The organism is Bacillus sp. SKDU12 (assembly GCF_010093085.1).
Taxonomy (GTDB): Bacteria; Bacillota; Bacilli; order Bacillales; family Bacillaceae; genus Bacillus; species Bacillus mexicanus.
Window position 1 is genome coordinate 72,393 of record NZ_MSRC01000010.1, and the last position, 13,945, is coordinate 86,337.

11 protein-coding genes are annotated in these 13,945 nt (G+C 44.2%); 4 read left to right on the forward strand and 7 right to left on the reverse strand.

Annotated elements, in window-relative coordinates; genetic code table 11:
- Positions 1–191 precede the first annotated feature (191 nt).
- From BTW01_RS10655 to BTW01_RS10665, 3 genes are read right to left on the reverse strand one after another with little or no spacing between them, the layout of a single operon-like run.
- Positions 192–1,019 (reverse strand): YihY family inner membrane protein, encoded by an 828-nt coding sequence (locus BTW01_RS10655; protein ID WP_162102958.1) that lies wholly within the window; start codon positions 1,017–1,019, stop codon positions 192–194.
- Between the two features lie 23 nt (positions 1,020–1,042).
- Positions 1,043–1,363, reverse strand: a complete 321-nt coding sequence (locus BTW01_RS10660; RefSeq protein WP_162102959.1) for a hypothetical protein — start codon at positions 1,361–1,363, stop codon at positions 1,043–1,045.
- A gap of 17 nt (positions 1,364–1,380) precedes the next feature.
- On the reverse strand, positions 1,381–1,851 hold the full coding sequence (locus BTW01_RS10665) for a low molecular weight protein-tyrosine-phosphatase (RefSeq protein ID WP_162102960.1): 471 nt from the start codon (positions 1,849–1,851) through the stop codon (positions 1,381–1,383).
- 202 nt (positions 1,852–2,053) lie between these two features.
- On the opposite strand from BTW01_RS10665, the gene BTW01_RS10670 reads away from it, so the two are divergent.
- Together BTW01_RS10670 and BTW01_RS10675 are read left to right on the forward strand one after the other, a co-directional pair.
- Complete coding sequence (locus BTW01_RS10670) at positions 2,054–2,269, forward strand: DUF1128 domain-containing protein (protein WP_162102961.1); 216 nt, start codon at positions 2,054–2,056, stop codon at positions 2,267–2,269.
- 169 nt (positions 2,270–2,438) lie between these two features.
- Entirely contained in the window at positions 2,439–3,629 is a 1,191-nt protein-coding gene (locus BTW01_RS10675; protein WP_162102962.1) for an MFS transporter, read from the forward strand.
- Positions 3,630–3,668: 39 nt separating this feature from the next.
- Here the strand turns inward: BTW01_RS10675 and yfkM are convergent, their stop codons facing one another.
- Positions 3,669–4,187 (reverse strand): general stress protein 18, encoded by a 519-nt coding sequence (gene yfkM / locus BTW01_RS10680; RefSeq protein ID WP_162102963.1) that lies wholly within the window; start codon positions 4,185–4,187, stop codon positions 3,669–3,671.
- A gap of 239 nt (positions 4,188–4,426) precedes the next feature.
- Here yfkM and BTW01_RS10685 point away from each other — a divergent pair, with 239 nt between their 5' ends.
- Positions 4,427–8,815, forward strand: a complete 4,389-nt coding sequence (locus BTW01_RS10685; protein WP_162102964.1) for a multifunctional 2',3'-cyclic-nucleotide 2'-phosphodiesterase/3'-nucleotidase/5'-nucleotidase — start codon at positions 4,427–4,429, stop codon at positions 8,813–8,815.
- A gap of 33 nt (positions 8,816–8,848) precedes the next feature.
- Here BTW01_RS10685 and BTW01_RS10690 read toward each other — a convergent pair whose 3' ends face one another.
- The 3 genes from BTW01_RS10690 to BTW01_RS10700 all read right to left on the reverse strand — a co-directional run bounded on the left by BTW01_RS10690 (position 8,849) and on the right by BTW01_RS10700 (position 11,728).
- Entirely contained in the window at positions 8,849–9,517 is a 669-nt protein-coding gene (locus BTW01_RS10690; protein WP_162102965.1) for an NAD(P)H-dependent oxidoreductase, read from the reverse strand.
- A gap of 276 nt (positions 9,518–9,793) precedes the next feature.
- On the reverse strand, positions 9,794–11,209 hold the full coding sequence (locus BTW01_RS10695; protein ID WP_162102966.1) for an alanine/glycine:cation symporter family protein: 1,416 nt from the start codon (positions 11,207–11,209) through the stop codon (positions 9,794–9,796).
- Positions 11,210–11,350: 141 nt separating this feature from the next.
- Complete coding sequence (locus tag BTW01_RS10700; RefSeq protein ID WP_162102967.1) at positions 11,351–11,728, reverse strand: DUF1992 domain-containing protein; 378 nt, start codon at positions 11,726–11,728, stop codon at positions 11,351–11,353.
- Between the two features lie 256 nt (positions 11,729–11,984).
- Here BTW01_RS10700 and ltaS point away from each other — a divergent pair, with 256 nt between their 5' ends.
- Positions 11,985–13,934 (forward strand): lipoteichoic acid synthase, encoded by a 1,950-nt coding sequence (gene ltaS / locus BTW01_RS10705; RefSeq protein WP_162102968.1) that lies wholly within the window; start codon positions 11,985–11,987, stop codon positions 13,932–13,934.
- The last annotated feature ends 11 nt before the right edge of the window (positions 13,935–13,945 follow it).

The following is a 13,945-nucleotide window of genomic DNA, read 5'->3' on the forward strand; positions in this document are numbered from 1 at the left end:
AAAGCCTCCTGACAAATGTCAGGAGGCTTTTGTTCTAATGATAGCCGTTTTGTCCGTTGGCGCTTCCGCTTGTTTTATGGCTCGATTTGCTTTTCGAATTTTGTTTGTTATGGCTTCCGCCTTTTTTCGTATGTTTGGTCATCACATAGCCCCCCGACTTTTTTTGAACCGAAGTTCATATATAGGGTGCACTAATGATAGGGATTTTCATCAGGAAGCTTTTTACGTTTATGTAAAAGAGCGTTGATTTCTCCTCCCAGGATAATTAAAATCCCGCTCAAGTAGAACCAAATCATCAGGACGATGATACCCCCGATGCTCCCATATGTGGCGCTATAGTTCCCAAACGTGCTGACGTAAAATGAGAACAGGGTGCTGACCACGATCCAGCCGATAGTCGCAAAGACCGCGCCCGGCATAACAAACCTGAGAGACAGCTTTTTGTTCGGCGCAATCACATACAAAGCGGAAAACACAATTAAAAGGACAAGCGGGCTGAGCCCCCAGCGAACCGCGGCCCACACAGATAAAAACAGATCCGATGCACCGGCAAAGTCAGAAGCGAGCCTCCCAATCTCCCGGCCGAATACCGGCAGGAGCAAGGCCACTAAAATCGTAAATACCATAGCAATCGTCAGAAAAATTGAGGTTAGACGAACAATGATAAAAGAGCGGTTTTCTTCCACATCATACGCGTGGTTTAATGAGCGGACAATGGCGTTCATTCCATTAGAAGCAGACCATAAAGCCGCGATTATCCCGAAGGACAGCAATCCGCCATTTCGATTATTTAAGGTTTGCTGGGTAATGGATTCAACGAGGGACATCGCGCTGTCAGGAGCATACTGTTTTACAACTCCCAGAACATCATCGGTCGAGATTGGAAGATACGCGGTGAGCGTCAGTATAAAAATCAAAAATGGAAACAACGACAATAGAAAAAAATACGCCAGCTCCGCAGATTTGCTTTGCCCTTCATGAAGGCTGTATCTGCTGAAAAGCTCTTTCAAGAAGTTCATGTTGTCTCACCTCGGCTATTCGATCATTTTTTAGAAAAGTGCTCTTTCGTTTCTTGTACGAGCTCCATCACTTGCGGTGTTGTTTTTTTCAGCTCTTTCACCTGCTGGCTGACAAAGCCAACTTCATCTGACAGCGTTTGGGCCAGCTTTTTGGCTTTATCCACCTTTGTAATGACTGTGTTTTTCAACAGCTCCGGATTGGTCTTGTATAGTGAAAGTGTATGCTTGCATGTCAGCCATCTCATGCCGCACGCCTGTCTTGTTGGCTTATGAAGCAGTGATAACGCCGCGCCTGCCGCAGCTCCGAGAAACATTCCTTTTAGCATCAAACGTTCGTTATTCATGCAAATTCCCCTTTCACTCACAATTGTTTTTCTTTTTGAATGGCTGCAAGCAAATGCTCACAGCCCGATTTGATTAATTGGCAAACCTCTTCAAAGTTTCCTGTGTAGTAAGGATCAGGAATGTCAGCCAAATCTGAATCGTCAACATAGTCCAAGAGCCTTTTGATATGTGACGTGTTTTTAAAACCTGCCATGCTTCTGAGACTCCCGATATTTTCTGCATCCATCGCAACGATGTAATCAAAATCGGCCAAATCCTGTTCGCTGACTTGACGCGCCAGCATGCCTTCATAGCTGATACCTTCTCTTCGCAATATCTCCTGTGTTCCTTGATGCGGCGGATTACCGATGTGCCAGCCGCCGATACCGGCTGAATCTGTCTTGATTTTCCCCTCTAATCCTTTTTTGGCTGCCAAGTCCCGAAAAATCGCTTCTGCCATCGGAGAACGGCAAATGTTTCCTAAACAAACAAATAACACGCTTATCATGCTGTACAACCTCCCTATTCTTTGCCCTTATTTCTTTAAAAAGAAACCTTTATGACTATCTTAGTAGGAAGTTCATGACCTTTTCAACTGATGTCTCCATTTTTTTCAAGCAGCAGCTAGCTTTTAGAATAGGGTTTTTTTCTGATCGAATTCTGTTAGAATAAAATATACCGAAAATCGCTCAAAGAAAGGATGGAACCACTTGTCCAGTCTAAATACAGAAACATTAACGCAAATGATTGAAGAGATTTCCCAAAAACTGAACATGCTGAACGTCGGCGTGATCAAAGCGGAGGACTTCAGTGATGAAAAGATTGAAGACCTCACATACCTTCACAGCATGGTGATGAAAAAACAATCTTTCAGCCCAAGTGAAATGCAGGCGATCGCACAGGAATTAGCCTCACTTCGTAAATAAATGAGACTGGCCGGTAACTCGGCGAGTCTTTTTTATACATTGCCCCAAAACCAGTGTTTCTTACAACAAACGTCATTCGCATTATTTTATGATGCGGCAGGGGGGCTTTCGCTTTCCGCTATTTGGCCGGTAAAGACCATGTTCGAAAAAGATTTGAAGGAGTACAAGCATGAAAACGACACCAATCAAGACAGCATCCGGAATGTATATCAATTACTTCTTTTTGGGAATGGTCAACATCATTCTCGCATCCAATATGTCTTCTTTAACGAAACAGTGGAATACCGATCCGACCGGCATTAGCTATGTCATCGCCGCTATCGGGTTCGGCAAGCTGCTGACATACGGCATTTCGGGCATTTTATCAGATAAAATCGGCAGAAAACCGCTTGTTGTCGCTTCCGCGGGAATTATGGCCGTCTTTTTAGTCGGTATTCCTTTATCACCAAGCTATGAATTGGCATTTGTGTTCGCTCTATTAGCCGGAGTCGCAAATTCAGCGATGGATGCTGGAACCTATCCAGCCCTAACCGAGCTCTTCCCGGCTGCTTCCGGTTCGGCGAATGTCTTAGTCAAAGCCTTTATGTCTGTCGGGGCCGCGCTTTTGCCGCTTTTGATCACGTTTTTATCAGACCGCAGCCTGTTTTACGGATTTGCTTTTTATCTCCCGGCAGCTGTCTATGCGCTGAATATCATTTATTTATCAACGCTATCGTTTCCTAAGAGACAGAAGAAGCCGACTGACAGCAGCAAACAGAAATCGTCCGCTTTCTTGTCTGAACCTGTTTTTCAGAAAGAAGGCACTGCACTGATCATTATCGGTTTTACATCAACGGCTTTATTTACCGTTTCTCAAATCTGGCTCCCGAGCTACGCGCAAAAGGCTGCCGGTTTAGCTGAAGCAGCATCCGTGCAATTGCTGAGCTATTACAGTATAGGGTCTCTGACATCGGTATTATTATTAGCCGTTTTGCTGAACAGATGGGTAAAGCCAGTCATGATTACGCTCTTATATCCTGTTATTACTTTATGTACGCTTGCAGTCATGCTGACCGTCCATATTCCGGTTGTGCTTGACATCACCGCCTTTTTCTTAGGTTTTTCTACTGCGGGTGTGTTTCAAATTACCATTACCTTAATGACAGAGCTTTTCTGGAAGCGAAAAGGAACCGTTACCGGAATTGTAGCGACCGCTTCAAGCATCGCGTCCATCCTGCTGCCGATTGCCACCGGGCTCATCGCAAAAGCTGGAGGCATCGCCCATATCTTTATGTTCGACTTTGGCATAGCAGTCATCGGAACCGCCGCTGCCGCCTTCTTATATTACAGATATAAGAAACTGACAAGTGTTCAATCATAAGCAATAAAAAAACGGACGCCCGAAAGCGTCCGTTTTTTCTTATTTCTCAAGCAATGCCAATGATTCGCGATTAAATGCCGGAATATCATCTGGTGTACGGCTAGTGACCAATTGGTTTTGGCAAACAACCACTTCTTGGTCCACAACGTTGGCACCAGCGTTTTCCATGTCAATACGAATGGACGTATAACCTGTCGCTTTTCGGCCATCGAGCGCTTTCGCGTTGATTAAAAGCTGCGGTCCGTGGCAAATCGCAAATACTGGTTTTTTATCTGTCATAAATGATTTTGTAAATTGAACGAAACGGTCATCAGCGCGAAGCTGGTCTGGTGAAAACCCGCCGGGAATCAAAAGCGCATCAAAGTCTGAAGGATCGACGTCATCGATGGACGCGTCAACTGTTACTTCCGCGTTCCCTTGCTTGCCTTTAACTGTTTTTCCTTTTTCATTTTCGATAACAGTCAGCTCATGTCCCGCTTCTTTAAAAGCTTTCGCAGGTTCAGTGTACTCACTGTCCTCAAAATAATCTGTTAAAACAACTGCAATTTTTTTTCCCATGATTCATAACCTCCCGCTTAATTTGTCTACATAAAACAATCTACCCCAGCCACACTAAAATAAACATTTTAAGGCCTGACAAACGATAGTCACAAATACCCGATATGTATCACAGATTTTATTACATAATACTCATTTTTCTCTCTTTTACAATTATTATAAAGAAACATCTACAAATAGTTACAAAATATTCTTACAATAGGAGCTGTAACACAATTTCGTTGAAAGGTGGAGAACTGGTGAGAATACAGAAAAGACGAACACACGTCGGAAGCATTCTCCGTATTCTTTTGCCCCCAATTATGATACTTGGCCTAATCCTTCCCACACCCCCCATTCATGCAAAAGAAAACGCCGTCTCTCAGGTACAGCTGAGTATTTTGGCCACGACTGACATTCATGCCAATATGATGGATTACGATTATTACAGCGACAAAGAAACGACCGATTTCGGGCTGGCGAGAACGGCACAGCTAATTGAAAAGCACCGTGAGCAAAACCCGAACACCCTGCTCGTCGATAACGGTGACTTGATTCAAGGAAATCCGCTCGGTGAATATGCGGTGAAATACGAAAAAGACAACATTATCTCCGGCGAGAAAACCCACCCGATTATCAGCGTCATGAATGCGTTACAATACGATGCCGGCACATTGGGGAATCATGAATTTAACTACGGGCTCGACTTTCTCGACAGTACGATCAAAGGAGCCGATTTCCCGATTGTTAATGCCAACGTCAAAACAACAAGCGGCAAACACCGTTATACGCCGTATGTCATGAAAGAAAAAACCGTCACTGATAAAAACGGCCATGAGCAGAAAATAAAGATTGGCTACATAGGCTTTGTTCCGCCGCAAATCATGACTTGGGACAAAAAGAATCTCGACGGCCAGGTTCAGGTGCAGAATATTGTAGAATCCGCTAATGAAACGATCCCGAAAATGAAGGCGGAAGGCGCAGATATCATCATTGCCCTTGCTCACACCGGCATTGAAAAACAGGCGCAATCACCAGACGCAGAAAACGCCGTGTTTGACCTTGCTACAAAAACAAAAGGCATTGACGCGATTATCTCGGGCCATCAACACGGACTCTTCCCTTCCGCCGAGTATGCCGGTGTTTCTCAATTCGATGTAGAAAAAGGAACGATTAACGGCATTCCTGTCGTCATGTCAAGCAGCTGGGGCAAATACTTAGGCGTGATTGACCTCACACTCGAAAAGAAGGACGGCTCGTGGAAGGTGGCAGATTCCAGAGGCAGTATTGAATCCATTGCCAGCACTGTCACATCCCGAAACAAAACAGTCACAAACACCATTCAGCAAACACACCAAAACACATTGAAATATGTCAGAAAACCAGTCGGCAAAACGGAAGCAGATATTAACAGCTTCTTTGCTCAGGTCAAAGATGACCCTTCCATCCAAATCGTGACTGATGCTCAAAGATGGTATGCCGAAAAGGAAATGAAGGATACCAAGTACAAGGACCTCCCCATTTTGTCCGCGGGAGCGCCGTTTAAAGCAGGCGGCAGAAACGGAGCCAATTACTATACGAACATTCCAGCCGGAGATCTTGCTATTAAAAATGTCGGTGACTTGTATCTTTACGATAATACCGTTCAGATCGTCAAGCTGACAGGCAGTGAGGTCAAGGACTGGCTTGACATGTCGGCAGGCCAATTCAATCAAATTGATCCGTCAAAAGGCGGAGATCAAGCTTTGCTGAATGACAGCTTCCGCTCCTATAATTTTGACGTGATTGACGGCGTCACATATCAAGTCGATGTAACAAAACCAGCAAAATACAATGAGAGCGGAAAAGTGATCAATGCCAACTCATCGCGGATCAGCAATCTTTCCTATAAAGGCAAGCCGATCAGCTCAAGTCAGGAATTTCTCGTTGTCACCAATAATTACCGCGCGTCCGGAGGCGGCGGTTTCCCTCATCTGACGAGCGATAAAATTGTCCATGGCTCCGCTGTTGAAAACAGACAGGTGCTGATGGATTACATTATTGAACAAAAAACAGTCAATCCAAAAGCGGACAACAACTGGTCAATCGCGCCTGTTTCCGGAACGAATTTGACGTTTGAATCCTCACTATTGGCCAAACCTTTCGCTGATAAGGCGGACGATGTCGCTTATGTAGGTGAGTCTGTGAATGAAGGCTATGGTGTGTACAAGCTGCAATTCGACGACGATTCAAATCCAGCCCCTCCCAAAGACGGACTGTGGGATCTGACTGTCATGCACACGAATGATACGCATGCCCATCTCGATGACGCAGCGAGACGAATGACGAAAATCAGCGAAGTGCGAAGTGAAACAGATCACAACATTCTCCTTGACGCTGGGGATGTGTTTTCCGGTGATCTGTATTTTACAAAATGGAACGGTTTAGCTGATTTGACGTTCATGAACATGATGGGCTATGATGCCATGACCTTCGGAAACCACGAATTTGATAAAGGCCCGACAGTGCTTTCTGATTTTCTCAGCGGAAACGGTGCAGCCGTAGATCCGGCAAACCTATACCAATTTGCAGCACCGACATTTCCAGTCGTCAGTGCAAACGTAGATGTGGCAAATGAGCCTAAACTGAGACCATTTGCAAAAAAGCCGCAAACCTTTACAGCAGGTGAAAAGAAGAAGCCCGGCATCCACCCTTACATTCTGTTAGACGTTGACGGTGAGAAAGTTGCCGTATTCGGACTGACAACGGAAGATACAGCCACCACATCAAGCCCGGGCAAAAGCATTGTCTTTCATGATGTGTTTGAAACCGCGCAAAACACAGTTAAAACGATTCAGGAAAAAGAAAAAGTAAACAAAATTATCGCTTTAACCCATATCGGACATAACCGCGATCTAGAGCTAGCTAAAAAAGTAAAAGGCATTGACTTGATCATTGGCGGACACACCCATACTCTCGTGGACAAAATAGAGGTTGTGGACAACGAAGAACCGACAATTGTGGCCCAAGCAAAAGATTACGGCCAATTTCTAGGCCGCGTTGACGTCACATTTAATGAAAACGGCGTTGTGCAAACAGATAAATCAAATCTAAGCGTGCTGCCGATTGACGAACATACAGAAGAAAACGCAGAAGCCAAAAAAGAGCTTGATCAGTTCAAAAGTGAATTAGAGGACGTTAAAAATGAAAAAGTCGGCTACACGGATGTGGCGCTTGACGGCCAGCGTGAGCATGTGCGATCGAAGGAAACGAATCTCGGAAACTTTATCGCGGACGGCATGCTGACAAAAGCGAAAGAAGCAGCCGGCGCCAAAATCGCGATCACAAATGGCGGCGGCATCAGAGCCGGCATTGACAAAGGCGATATCACACTCGGCGAGGTGCTGAACGTGATGCCGTTCGGCAATACACTTTACGTGGCCGACTTAACCGGAAAACAAATTAAAAAAGCTCTTGAACAAGGCTTAAGCAACGTGGAAAACGGAGGGGGCGCTTTCCCTCAGGTGGCCGGAATCGAATATACCTTTACATTAAACAAAAAACCTGGACACCGTGTGTTAGATGTGAAAATTGAATCGCCTAACGGAGACAAGGTTAATCTAAATACGGATAATACTTACCGTGTGGCAACAAATCAATTTGTCGGTGCCGGAGGAGACGGATATTCTGTCTTTACAGAGGCTTCCCATAAGGAAGACTTAGGCTACGTTGATTATGAGATTTTCACTGAACAGCTGAAAAAACTAGGAAACAAGGTCTCTCCTAAAATCGATGGACGCATCAAAGAAGTATTCCTGCCGACTAAGCAGAAGGATGGCAGCTGGACACTTGATGAAGACAAATTTGCGATTTACGCTACAAATGCCAACACGCCGCTTGTCTATTATGGAACACACGAAGGATCTCAAGAGAAGCCTATCAATCTTAAAATAAATAAAAACCAGATCAACCTGTTGAAAGAAAGAAAATCTGATCCTTCATTGACAGTATTCAACTACTGGTACAGCATGAAAATGCCAATGGCAAACCTCAAAGCCGCAGACACCGCAATCGGAATTACGTCAACGGGAGAATTGGATGTTTCGCTTGCGGATGTATATGACTTTACAGTGAGACAAAAAGGAAAAGAAATCAAATCATTCAAGGAACCCGTTCAGCTTTCGCTTCGCATGTTTGATATTGAAGAAGCTCATCATCCAGCCATTTACCACGTCGACCGAAAAAAGAAAGCTTTCACAAAGATTGAAAACGGATCAGTTGACAATGACGTTGTAACAGGATACACAAACCACTTCAGCGAATATACCATTTTAAACTCCGGCTCGAATAACAAACCGCCGGCATTTCCATCTGATCAGCCGACAGGCGGTGATGATGGCAGCAATGGCGGAGGCTCTGACAAACCAGGCGGCAAACAGCCAACCAACGGGAATGGAGGAACGGATACACCGTTCGGCACTGAGCCGACAAGCGGTTTCGGAGGAAACGGATCAAACAGATCAGGCACAGACAGCCCGGCTGGCGGCCTGCTTCCGGATACCGCCACATCCATGTACTCGGTCCTTTTGGCAGGACTTCTGATCAGCGCACTCGGAACGGCATTGTATTTGTATCAAAGAAGAAAACAGAATAAAGCAAATCAGACATAAAAAAAGAGCTGCTCGCTTAGCGAGCAGCTTTCTTTATTTAACCCATTTCACAACATCTTCAACAGCAGATCTTGTTTTCGGACGAGGGTCTCGTACACGGTAGCCGAATGCCACCATTACAGAAATATCGAAGCTTCCGTCTTCCAGAAGGCCTTCTTCTTCAAGAATGCTGTGAATGCGATCATACTGGAAACCTTCAATCGGACAAGAATCTACGCCGATTTGCGCAGCGGCAGTCATCATGTTGCCAAGCGCAATGTAAGTTTGTTTTGATGACCAGTCAAACAATGTTCGATCACTTTCAAGCAAATGCAAATCGTCTTTCTGGAACTCTTTCGTTTTGCTGATATAGCCTTCTGCCACGTCCTGAGGCATTTGTTTTACTTCTTTCAAATGACGTTTGATGTAGTCCGCATCAAATTTAATATCCTTCGCTGTACGCGCAAGAATCAGGACGAAATGGCTGGCTGTCGGAAGCTGCTTTTGCGCGCCCCATGTATATTCGCGAAGCTTCTCGCGGAATTCCGGATTTTGAACAACGACAAATTTCCAAGGCTCAAGGCCGAGTGAGCTCGGAGACAGTCTTCCTGTTTCTAAAATAAATTCAAAATCGCTGTCTGACACTTTTTTATTGGGATCAAATTCTTTTGTTGCATGTCTGAAATTGTATGCGTCCAGAATTTGTTTTTTCATATCTGCCATATGAAACACCTCTCCTTTTCATGACTCTATCTCTATTGTAGCCATTATGATAAAGAAGTAAAAGTACGCACATTTTTGTTGGATAGTATCAATTTTGATACTAAACAAAAAAAGCGCACTGCCGCAGGCAGGCGCCTCTTTCATTTTCCTCATCGGACAAAGTTGACAAACCGGGATTTGTCGAGACGCTATTGAAACAAGCTCATATCCTCCAAAAAGGTCACAACAATATTATAAGCACATCAGATCGAAAGACCGAACTCTCTTTCATTAACGTTAGGAATTTTCAGCTTTTTTTTCCTGGTACACTGGGCTCTGTTTCGTTTTTCTAATATCTTTCAAGTAATACTGTTCAGATGTAAAGAATTCGGTATACAGCGCTTTTACCTTTCTGCTCAACAATAACAGTGCAATCACATTTGGAACGAGAATAAAAGCCAATGCTAAGTCCAAAAACCCCCAAATGGCTTTTGCTCCGCCTGCGGCACCTATGATAATAGCTGCTAAATAAACGAATTTGAGCACATGCCCTGCCAGCCGGCCGAACAGAAATTCAGCTTGCTTTACGCCGTAAAAAATGACAACCATTATGGTCGATATAACAAAGAAAACGAGAGAAACAGAGACAAAATACCCTCCGCCAGAACCGAAGTAGTGCTGAAATGCAGCCGTCGTCAGTGCTGCCGGATCATTTGAGGCATCTTTTCCTGTCCAGACATCGGAGGCAAGAACGACAAATGCCGTAGTGGTGCAAATGATCAAAGTATCAATCACAATGCCTATCACAGACCAGAAACCCTGTCTGACAGGATGATCAGTCATAGCCGCCGCATGGGCAATCGGGGCTGTTCCCATTCCGGCCTCATTCGAATACAGCCCGCGGGCAAATCCCCAGCGAACGGTCTCAGCCAGCGCAGCACCCGCGAATCCCCCAACGGCTGAAGAAGAGGTAAACGCATTCGAAAAGATAAGAGAGAAAAACGCCGGGACTGACGACAGATTCATCAGAACAATCAGGAGACCCGCTCCTGCGTATGCCCCTGCCATAATAGGCACGACAAGCTCTGTTACTTTTCCAATCCGCTTTACCCCTCCTATTACCACTAACCCAATCAAAAACGCTATACCGATTCCCGCGTATATCTTATTGAAAGAAAATGTTTCGGCAAGAGAAACTGAAACCGAATTCCCTTGAACCATGATGCTCGGGATCAGTTCAATGATCAGCGCAACAGAAAAAAATACGCCGAGCCACTTCATGCGCAGCCCTTTTGTTATGTAATACATCGGTCCCCCAACAAATTCTCCCTGCTCATTTTTTTCTCTATAATGAACAGCAAGCACACTTTCAGAAAACTTAATCGCCATCGCAAATAAGGCAACCAGCCACATCCAAAATACGGCGCCAGGTCCGCCAAACATAATAGCGGCAGGCACGCCAACTATGTTCGCCGCACCAATCGTAGAACTGAGAGCTGACGTCAACGCCTGAAGCGGTGTGACTGTGCCCTCTCCCTTCGGCTTTTTTCCGACGCTGCCGATTGTCTGTTTGAAAATATATAAAGGATAGCGAAATTGAAAACCTTTCAGCAAAATAGTGAAATACAATCCCGTTCCCGTCAGCAAGATGATTAGCGGCGGTCCCCACAGCCAATCAGATATACGTCCGATCCATTCCAATAGTCGTTCCATCCCATCACCCTTTTTCGTTTATGATTCCTTACCCCACAGATGATTGAACATAAACCTTTTAGACTAAGACCACTGGAACGTAAAGAGGATGGCTGATATTCATCGCCATCCTTCAGACAAGACAAATCAGCTGGAAGAAGGTCAGTTTCGTCCAAGCCGGTCATATACTTTATTTTTATAAAAAGCGGACGCCGGTTTTGAAAACATGCCTTTTTTGTCGACAAGCTTATCAAGCAACACCTGCTTTTCGCTTTTCTTTCTGATTAATTGCTCGCGTTCTTTCTCGTCATAGCATTTTGCGATTAAATGGTCGATGGTCATGAGCTCTTTTTTTAGCGCACCCTCGTCCTCTGCCATTCCTGCATTTTTTAACATACGGTAGCCCATGCGGAGCGATTCCGGCAAGTGTGCCGCATCATCCTTAGGCAGCGGTTTTCCCATTCCCGGCAGGTTTTTAAATTCCCCGTCTTTAATGGCGCGTTTGATTTTATCTTCAGACACAATATGGGCAAAATCCATCCTTCCACCTCTTTTCATTTATGCTTATATTTTATCATACACCCTGACAACATCCATTTTATTCCTTTGTTTACAGTAACAAATCCTATTTTACACTTGGACATATATCAAGCAAAACGTTGATTCGACAGCGTTTTTCGCTATGTTCTCCCCTCGTCGATTTTCACTTTTCTAATCTGCTGATTCATGTTATATTGAATACGTTCGTTTTTTCTATCGTTTCGCTCGAACTGTGATCGGAAAAAGGAGTGTAACAATGAAAACATTTATAAAAGAAAGAGGATTGACCTTCTTCTTAATAGCGGTCGTCCTGTTATGGATCAAAACGTATGTCAGTTATGTCCTGAATTTCAACTTAGGGATAGACAACACGATACAAAAAATATTGCTTTTTGTGAATCCTCTCAGCTCAAGCTTGTTCTTTCTTGGCTTTGGACTCTTGTTCAAGAAAAAATTACAGCAGACAGCCATTATAGTGATTCATTTTTTAATGTCTTTTTTACTGTACGCAAACATTGTGTACTACAGATTTTTCAATGATTTTATTACAATTCCGGTCATGATGCAGGCTAAAACAAACGGCGGGCAACTCGGTGACAGCGCATTTTCGCTGATGAAACCGACTGACGCCTTTTACTTTATCGATACGATCATTCTGATCCTTTTGGCGATCAAAATGAACAAGCCTGCCGAAACGTCCAGCAAAAAATCGTTCCGAATCATTTTTGCGTCATCGATTCTTGTGTTCTTAATCAACTTGGCAGTTGCCGAAACAGACCGTCCTGAATTACTGACAAGGTCATTCGACCGAAACTATCTCGTGAAATATTTGGGAACATACAATTTCACGATTTATGACGCTGTGCAGAATATCAAATCCAACAGCCAGCGCGCGCTTGCCGATTCCAGCGACGTGACAGACGTTGAAAACTACATGAAAGCCAATTACGACGTGCCGAATAACGTGTACTTCGGCAAAGCGGAAGGAAAAAACGTGATTTACGTTTCTCTAGAATCTTTGCAGTCATTTATTATCGACTATAAAATAAACGGCAAAGAAGTCACACCGTTCATGAATAAATTAGCGCACGATAACGAAACGTTCTATTTCGATAACTTTTTCCACCAAACAGGGCAAGGTAAAACATCTGATGCTGAATTTATGATGGAAAACTCTCTGTACCCGCTTGCTCAAGGTTCAGTTTTCGTAAACAAATCACAAAATACGCTTCAATCTGTTCCAGCGATTCTGAAATCTAAGGATTACACATCTGCTGCGTTTCACGGAAACACGCAGACGTTCTGGAATCGTAATGAAATGTACAAAGCGGAAGGCATCGATAAGTTCTTCGATTCTGCCTACTATGACATGAGCGAAGAAAACACGAAAAACTACGGTATGAAAGATAAACCGTTTTTCAAAGAATCAATGCCGCTGTTAGAAAGTCTGCCGCAGCCGTTCTATTCGAAATTCATTTCCCTTTCCAACCACTTCCCATTCGGAATGGATGAGGGCGATACAGACTTCCCGGCTGGAGACTTTGGTGACTCTGTCGTCAACAACTATTTCCAGTCAGCCCATTACCTTGATCAGTCCATTGAGCAATTCTTCAATGACCTGAAAAAAGACGGGTTATATGATCAATCAATTATTGTGATGTACGGAGACCACTACGGCATCTCTGAAAACCACAATAAAGCGATGGCAAAAGTGCTCGGCAAGGATGAAATCACTGATTATGACAATGCTCAGCTTCAACGAGTGCCGCTCTTTATCCACGCTGCCGGCGTGAAGGGCAAAAGAGTTCATAAATATGCCGGAGAAGTCGATGTGGCTCCGACCATTCTGCATTTGCTCGGAGTGGATACGAAAGACTATCTGATGTCCGGTTCTGATATTTTATCGAAAGAACACCGTGAAGTGGTTCCGTTCCGTAACGGAGACTTTATTTCACCGAAATACACGAAAATATCCGGCAAGTATTATGATACGAAAACCGGAAAAGAGCTTGATGAATCTGAAGTCGACAAATCAGAAGACACACTCGTCAAGAAGGAACTTGAAATGTCCGATAAAATTATAAACGGCGACCTGCTGCGCTTCTATGAACCAAAAGGTTTTAAAAAGGTGAACCCTGCCGATTATGATTACACAAAACATGACGAGGATTCTTCCGAAACGTCAACCGATAATGAAGAGAAATAAGTAAAAGCGGA

Bases quoted from the DNA above. Each gene is read 5' to 3' on its own strand.
- BTW01_RS10655 (WP_162102958.1), bottom strand. From the start codon at position 1,019: ATGAACTTCTTGAAAGAGCTTTTCAGCAGATACAGCCTTCATGAAGGG.
- BTW01_RS10660 (WP_162102959.1), bottom strand. From the start codon at position 1,363: ATGAATAACGAACGTTTGATGCTAAAAGGAATGTTTCTCGGAGCTGCG.
- BTW01_RS10665 (WP_162102960.1), bottom strand. From the start codon at position 1,851: ATGATAAGCGTGTTATTTGTTTGTTTAGGAAACATTTGCCGTTCTCCG.
- BTW01_RS10675 (WP_162102962.1), top strand. From the start codon at position 2,439: ATGAAAACGACACCAATCAAGACAGCATCCGGAATGTATATCAATTAC.
- yfkM (WP_162102963.1), bottom strand. From the start codon at position 4,187: ATGGGAAAAAAAATTGCAGTTGTTTTAACAGATTATTTTGAGGACAGT.
- BTW01_RS10690 (WP_162102965.1), bottom strand. From the start codon at position 9,517: ATGGCAGATATGAAAAAACAAATTCTGGACGCATACAATTTCAGACAT.
- BTW01_RS10695 (WP_162102966.1), bottom strand. From the start codon at position 11,209: ATGGAACGACTATTGGAATGGATCGGACGTATATCTGATTGGCTGTGG.
- BTW01_RS10700 (WP_162102967.1), bottom strand. From the start codon at position 11,728: ATGGATTTTGCCCATATTGTGTCTGAAGATAAAATCAAACGCGCCATT.
- ltaS (WP_162102968.1), top strand. From the start codon at position 11,985: ATGAAAACATTTATAAAAGAAAGAGGATTGACCTTCTTCTTAATAGCG.